The following is a 6,045-nucleotide window of genomic DNA, read 5'->3' on the forward strand; positions in this document are numbered from 1 at the left end:
AGCGTGAAGTATGGACACAGCGGGCCGACGACGCGACCACCTGCGAGATTTCCTGCGCGACAGGCGCTCCCGCCTCACCCCCGATCAGGTCGGACTGCCCGCCGCGGGCCGCCGCCGCACCCCCGGCCTGCGCCGCGAGGAAGTCGCCGTCCTCGCCGGCGTCGGCGTCTCCTGGTACACCTGGCTCGAACAGGGCCGCGACATCACCGTCTCCGCCGACGTCCTCGACGCCGTCGCCGCCGCCCTGCAGCTCACCGCCCCCGAACGCGCTCACCTCTACGTCCTGGCCGGCCTCAACCCGCCCTGCGCCGCCACCGACAGCGGCACCGACATCAGCGTCGAGACCCGCAACCTGCTCGACGCCTGGAATCCCCGCCCGGCCGTTCTGCGCGACCGCTACTGGAATGTGCTGGCCTACAACGACACTGCCCGCGCCGTCTTCGGCTACGACGGCCCCGGCGGCAACTGCCTGGTCACCTACTTCACCAACCCGCGCTACCTGGCCATGCCACAGGCCTGGTCCGAGGCCGCTCCCGCGGTCGTGGCCGCCTACCGAGCCGATTCCGCACTCTGCCCCGGCGACCCCGGCTTCGACTCCGTCATCACCGACCTCGCTGCCCGCAGCCCGGAATTCGCGCGCCTGTGGTCCCGCCACGATGTCGGCCCGGCCCAGCAGGCGGTCAACGCCCTCGCACACCCCGAGGCCGGTGCACTCCACTTCGACGCCACCACCCTCACCCTCGCCGACCGATCCGACCGCCACCTGGTCCTCTACAACCCCCGCGCCGGCACCGACACCGCCGCCCGCCTCGACCAGCTCCACCGCCTGCGCCTGGCACCACCCGCCTGAGCCCGCCGGCACCGAGTCGTCTTCGCGGACCGCAACCCAGTAATGTTGACCCTGCTCACATTTCTGGTAATGTATGCAGCGCTAACTCGACTCTAGCGGCCATCGTAGAAGGCTTCAATGCACCAGGGACAAGGGGCAGGCGTTGAACAGGTACGCACTCAAAGACGGTGGGGCCAAACTGATGAACCTCGCCCATCGGGTCGTCCTCACCGTCAGCGGGAATAAACTGCTGGCCAACCCGTTCGGGATGCCGGTGGTCGAATTGCACACGGTCGGGCGGAAGTCGGGACTGCCGCGCTCGTGCTACCTGACCGCTCCGGTCCATGACGCCGACCGGGTCGTGCTGGTCGCCTCGAAGGGCGGCGACGACCGCAACCCCGACTGGTACCGCAATCTCCAGGCGCACCCCGATGCCGAACTGGTGATCTACGGCCGGCGGCGAAAAGTGCACGCACACACCGCAGATCACAGCGAGCGAGCCGAACTGTGGCCGCAGATCACCTCGGCATACAAGGGCTACGCGAACTACCAGGAGCGGACCACCCGCGAGATCCCGGTCGTCATCTGCGAGCTGAGGGACTGAGAACGGTCACCACCGGCGGCGCTGTCGCGGTGCCGGCGGGAGCCGTGCCCGGCAAGGTGGTGGTGGCACACCCACGATAACTGCGCACTGTTTACCTATCGCGCGGCCCGGCAGGCTGAAGCCATGACACACAACGGGTTCCGGTTCCAGGACAAGGTCGCGCTCATCACCGGCGGTAGCAGCGGGATGGGGCTGGCCGCCGCGCGGCGGCTCGTCGAAGAAGGGGCGTGGGTGGTCGTGACCGGGCGTGACAAGGACCGGCTGGACACCGCGGTGGCCGAGCTGGGGGAGCGGGCGGTCGGGGTGGCCGGGGACGCCACCGAGCCCGAGGATCTCGCGGCGCTGGCGCGGGTGGTGTCCGAGCGGTTCGGGCGGCTGGATGTGGCGTTCGTGAATGCGGGAATCGGTGCGTTCCAACCTGTTTCGGCGGTCACCGGCGACGAATTCGATCGGGTGGTGGGGATCAACTTCAAGGCCGCGTTCTTCACCGTGCAGCACATGCTGCCGGTGCTGGTCGACGGGGGTGCGATCGTCCTCAACGCCTCCTTCGCCCCGTATCGGGGCGCGCCCGGCGCCGCACTGTATTCGGCGACGAAGGCGGCGGTGCAGAATCTGACGCGGACGCTGGCCGCGGAGTTGGCGTCCCGCGGGATTCGGGTGAACTCGGTCAGCCCCGGCTACATCGACACCCCCGCCTACCGCGCCGAGGCCTCCGCCGACGCGCAGGCCGCCGCAGAGGCGCGGGTGGCGCTCGGACGGGTCGGCGACAGCGACGAGGTGGCGGCCGCCGTCGCATTCCTGGCCTCCGCGGACGCCTCCTACATCACCGGTCAGGACCTGCTCGTTGACGGCGGCCTGACCACGGTGATCCCGTCGGCGATGGTGTGAATCAGGACGCGCGCAGGTCGGCGGCGGGATCGGCGGTGATGCGGCCGGAATCGGTGTCGTAGTCGTACAACTCGGCGTAGCGGCCCCAGTCGATGGCCAGCTCCAGCTGGCGGCGGGCGTCGTCGTCGGAGAAGCCGCGCCGCAGCAGATCGAGAATGAAATCGGCGCGCACCGTCTGATCGCTGCTGCCCACCAGCGCCGAGCAGATGGTGCGCACCAGCGGGGCACGCCGGCGGGCCTGGGCGGCGAAAATCGCCTTGCTGGACTGGATATCGGCATTGGTGAAGTTCGCCCCGACATTGGTCAGCATCACGTCACCGGCCTCCACCAGCAGCAGACCCAGCAGCGCCGCCGCGTCGACCAGCGGCATCAGGTCGTCGAGCTCGAAATTCAGCTCGTCGGCCACCACCGGCAGGTCGGCGCGGCCGTCGTTGCCGTACACCAGCTCCAGCAGACCCGCGATCCCGCCGACCGAGGCATCGGGCAGCGGCACCGCGAACGGCGTCAGCGTATCCGCCGGGGCCGCAGCGACTTCGGTGTCCCGGCCGGTGATCAGACCGTAGATCTGATCGACCAGCGTCTCGAACCCCGGCGTGCGGCGGCTGCGCGGGCGCGGCGGCTCCACCGTGATCTCGGCGATGATCCGCCCCGGATTCGACCCCAGCACCACCACCCGGTCCGCCAGCTGCACCGCCTCCTCGATGTTGTGGGTCACGATGCACACACACTTGGTCGGAAAGTCCTCGGTGGACCACAGATTCACCAGTTCGGACCGTGGCCGATCCAGCACCCCGCGCGACGGATACGACCGCAGCGCGGCGTTCACTCCTCGGCCTCCGCCCGCAGCGGCACCGTGCGCCACCCGACGCTGGTCACCGACGGCTCCAGGCTCAACCGGCTCACCGCGGCCTCCATCTGCCGGTCGTCGCGGCGGTCGCCGGTCAACTCCGCCCGCACCTGCACCCGGCCCGGGGAGGTGTCGTGGCTCGAGATCGACACCAGCCGGAAATCGGTGCGCGTCAGCGACTGCACCAGCAGCGCCCGCACATGCGCCTCGTGCGCGTCGTCGGTGTCGGCGTGGAAGGCGTACAACGCCTCCTGGGCCTCGACCTCGTCGACACCGGGGCGATCCACCGTGCGCGCCACCGTGCGCAGCGCGGTATTGACCACCACCACCGCCACCGTGCCCGCCACCGCGGTCGAGTACATGCCCGCACCCGCGAGCGCACCCACCGCCGCCGCACACCACAGCGTCGCGGCGGTGTTCAAGCCGCGGATATTGAACCCGTCGCGCAGGATCACACCCGCGCCCAGGAAGCCGATACCCGAAACGATCTGCGCCGCAACACGAGTCGGATCCGCCGAGGCACCGTTGAAGCCGTGCGCGGACAGCAGCACGAACAGGGTCGCCCCGGCGGCGACCAGCGAATTCGTGCGCAGTCCGGCCATCCGGGCCCGGAACTGACGCTCGAACCCGATCACCGCGCCCAACCCGACACCCGTGCCGAGCCGCAGCAGCATTTCCCACATGGTCATCTCGATCTCCCAGCGGATGACGGCGCACTCCGGACTCGGACGCTACCGGGGTAGGGGTAGCGGCCGGGAGATTGCAGGAGTGACGCCGAGTGAACGATTGGCTAACGGAACTCGATCCGGTCCATCGGGCACGACCACCACCTCCTCGACGCCACACGCACGCATGCCAGGGGGAGTGGGACCGGCGCGAAATCGCCGGTACGGGTACCACCCCTCGTAAGACCTTCAGCACTTCACGGCGTGAACCCGCCACGGGTGGCGGGAGCCGGTCGGGGCATCCCCTTAGCTCGGGGAAACCTGTCCTGATCCGGGGCGTCTCTCGACGTTCGGGATCGCCGGCCTGTATCCGTGAAGGAGCCTCAGCTAACGACGGCACCTTGCGACCAGAAGTAAACACCCGCCCGCCACGATCGGCAACCCGACGTGAGCGCCGTCGCATTCGTGCTCCCGCTAGCGTCGCGCCTCGACCGCGACCCGCGCCACCAGCCGCACCACACACAGCACCGCCACCACCGCCGCGAAGATCTGCACCGCAGCCAGCAAACCGGTCGCGCCCGCCAGCAGGCCGACACCGATGACCGGGCCGCCGCTGCCGCAGTAGGCCATCACGAAATAGGTCGACAGCACATCGGCGTGCCGATCGGCCGGCGCGGCCGCATTGATCGCGGTCAATCCCGACAGGAACACCAGGCCGTGACCGGCCCCGGCCAGCACCGTCGCGAACAACAGCAACGGCAGCGAGGAGACCGCCCCCGCGACCGCCAGCAGTACCAGGCCCACCGCCAGCAGCGGGAATCCCGTGAAGTCCAGGGCTCGTTCGGGTCTGCCGTAACCCACCAGCTGCGCCACCGCCCACGCCGCGGGCAGCAGCGCGGCCGCCGCGCCGCCGACCACCAGATTCGCACTGCCCGACAGGGTCGCGGCATAGGTCGGGATCAGCGTCAGGAAGACGCCGACCACCGCGAAACCCAGGAACGCGCCCGTGCCCGCGGCCGAGAAGACCGCACCCATCCCGGCCGGGATGCTCGGCCGCCGCGGCCGCCACCGGGTGACCGTCGCGGTCTCGGGCAGCGCCGCCACCGCCACCGCGGCCGGGACCAGCAGCGCCAGCTCCACCACGAACGGCGTCACGTACGGAGCCGGAAGATATTGCGCCAGAACAGCTCCCAGTACCGGGCCCAGGCCCATGCCGCCCGCCGAGGCCACCGCCGACACCAGGGCCGCGCGGCGGCGGTCACCGTGCGGCTCCAGCTCGGTCAGCGCGGCGGTCAGCGCGCCCGAGGCCGCCCCGACCGCCAGCCCCTGCAGGATGCGGGCCGCGAACAACCAGACCACCTCGGTGGCCAGCGCGAAACCCAGCGTGCCCAGCGCCGCCAGCGCCAGCGCGGGCAGCAGAATCCGGCGCCGCCCCAGCGCATCCGAGGCCGGACCGGCGATCAGCAGCGCGGGTATCAGCACCCCCATGTAGACCGCGAACACCAGCGTCATCACCAGCGGTGAGAACCCGAACCGATGCGCGTAGCCGTGATACAGCGGTGTGGCCACATTCGTGCCGGTCAACAGGATCAGCAGCGTGTAGGCGGTGCCCCAGAACCGCGCACCGCTCCCGGGCGGTGAATCCTGCCGGGCGGCAGCGTCTTCGGCGGCTGCGGTGGATTGCTCGACGGTCATGGCGTCCTCCCGGCACAAACATGTTCGATAATTCCGAACATAACAGGATGTTCGGATTCTGTGAACATGTGGACTAGCCTGGACGCCATGGCAAGCCGAACCGCGACCGAACTGGTTCACCCCGCCCGCGACGAACTGCGGTTCACCACCGTGCTGGCCGCCCTCGCCGACCCCGTCCGGCTCACCATCGTCACCCGCCTGGCCGCCGCCGAGAACGGCGAACTGGCCTGCACCACCTTCGACCTGCCGATCAGCAAATCCACCCAGAGCGGGCACTTCAGAACCCTGCGCGAAGCCGGCATCATCCGCCAGCGCGACGAGGGCACCCGCCGTCTCAACCGGCTGCGTACCGAGGACCTCGAGGCCCGCTTCCCCGGGCTGCTCGACCTGGTGTTCACCCACGGCCGCGGTGCGGCCCTGAGCGCCTAATGGGAGTCGATCAGTTCATTCCGGCCCGGTAGCGATCGGGGTCGGGAAGGCTGGTCGCCGAGCCGCCGGCCGGTGAGCACCCTCCTCG

The 6,045-nt window shown here is 70.0% G+C and carries 7 protein-coding genes and 1 riboswitch; of the genes, 4 read left to right on the forward strand and 3 right to left on the reverse strand.

The annotated features are described in order from the left end of the window. The first annotated feature begins 10 nt into the window (after positions 1 to 10). The 3 genes from ACFXIV_RS46085 to ACFXIV_RS46095 all read left to right on the forward strand — a co-directional run bounded on the left by ACFXIV_RS46085 (position 11) and on the right by ACFXIV_RS46095 (position 2,321). Entirely contained in the window at positions 11 to 850 is an 840-nt protein-coding gene (locus ACFXIV_RS46085) for a helix-turn-helix transcriptional regulator (RefSeq protein ID WP_379403942.1), read from the forward strand. A 142-nt stretch (positions 851 to 992) separates the two neighbouring features. Further along, positions 993 to 1,433: a nitroreductase family deazaflavin-dependent oxidoreductase gene (locus tag ACFXIV_RS46090; RefSeq protein ID WP_379403941.1), complete on the forward strand. Its 441-nt coding sequence runs from the start codon at positions 993 to 995 to the stop codon at positions 1,431 to 1,433. 123 nt (positions 1,434 to 1,556) lie between these two features. Next, positions 1,557 to 2,321, forward strand: a complete 765-nt coding sequence (locus ACFXIV_RS46095; RefSeq protein WP_379403940.1) for an SDR family NAD(P)-dependent oxidoreductase — start codon at positions 1,557 to 1,559, stop codon at positions 2,319 to 2,321. Between the two features lies 1 nt (position 2,322). Here the strand turns inward: ACFXIV_RS46095 and ACFXIV_RS46100 are convergent, their stop codons facing one another. From ACFXIV_RS46100 to ACFXIV_RS46110, 3 genes are all read right to left on the reverse strand, one after another. Further along, on the reverse strand, positions 2,323 to 3,147 hold the full coding sequence (locus ACFXIV_RS46100) for an AAA-associated domain-containing protein (protein ID WP_379403939.1): 825 nt from the start codon (positions 3,145 to 3,147) through the stop codon (positions 2,323 to 2,325). Beyond that, complete coding sequence (locus ACFXIV_RS46105; protein ID WP_379403938.1) at positions 3,144 to 3,857, reverse strand: MgtC/SapB family protein; 714 nt, start codon at positions 3,855 to 3,857, stop codon at positions 3,144 to 3,146. Before ACFXIV_RS46105 ends, ACFXIV_RS46100 begins: the two co-directional genes overlap by 4 nt. Positions 3,858 to 4,059: 202 nt before the next feature. Then, a riboswitch (M-box (ykoK) riboswitch) is annotated at positions 4,060 to 4,235 on the reverse strand. A gap of 72 nt (positions 4,236 to 4,307) precedes the next feature. Beyond that, positions 4,308 to 5,528 (reverse strand): MFS transporter, encoded by a 1,221-nt coding sequence (locus ACFXIV_RS46110; RefSeq protein ID WP_379403937.1) that lies wholly within the window; start codon positions 5,526 to 5,528, stop codon positions 4,308 to 4,310. 87 nt (positions 5,529 to 5,615) lie between these two features. Between ACFXIV_RS46110 and ACFXIV_RS46115 the strand changes: the two genes are divergently transcribed. Next, positions 5,616 to 5,957, forward strand: coding sequence for an ArsR/SmtB family transcription factor (locus ACFXIV_RS46115; protein ID WP_379403936.1), 342 nt, complete (start codon positions 5,616 to 5,618; stop codon positions 5,955 to 5,957). Positions 5,958 to 6,045: the final 88 nt, after the last annotated feature.

Origin of the sequence: Nocardia sp. NPDC059236, assembly GCF_042754085.1 — a bacterium.
In the GTDB taxonomy this organism is placed as follows: domain Bacteria; phylum Actinomycetota; class Actinomycetes; order Mycobacteriales; family Mycobacteriaceae; genus Nocardia.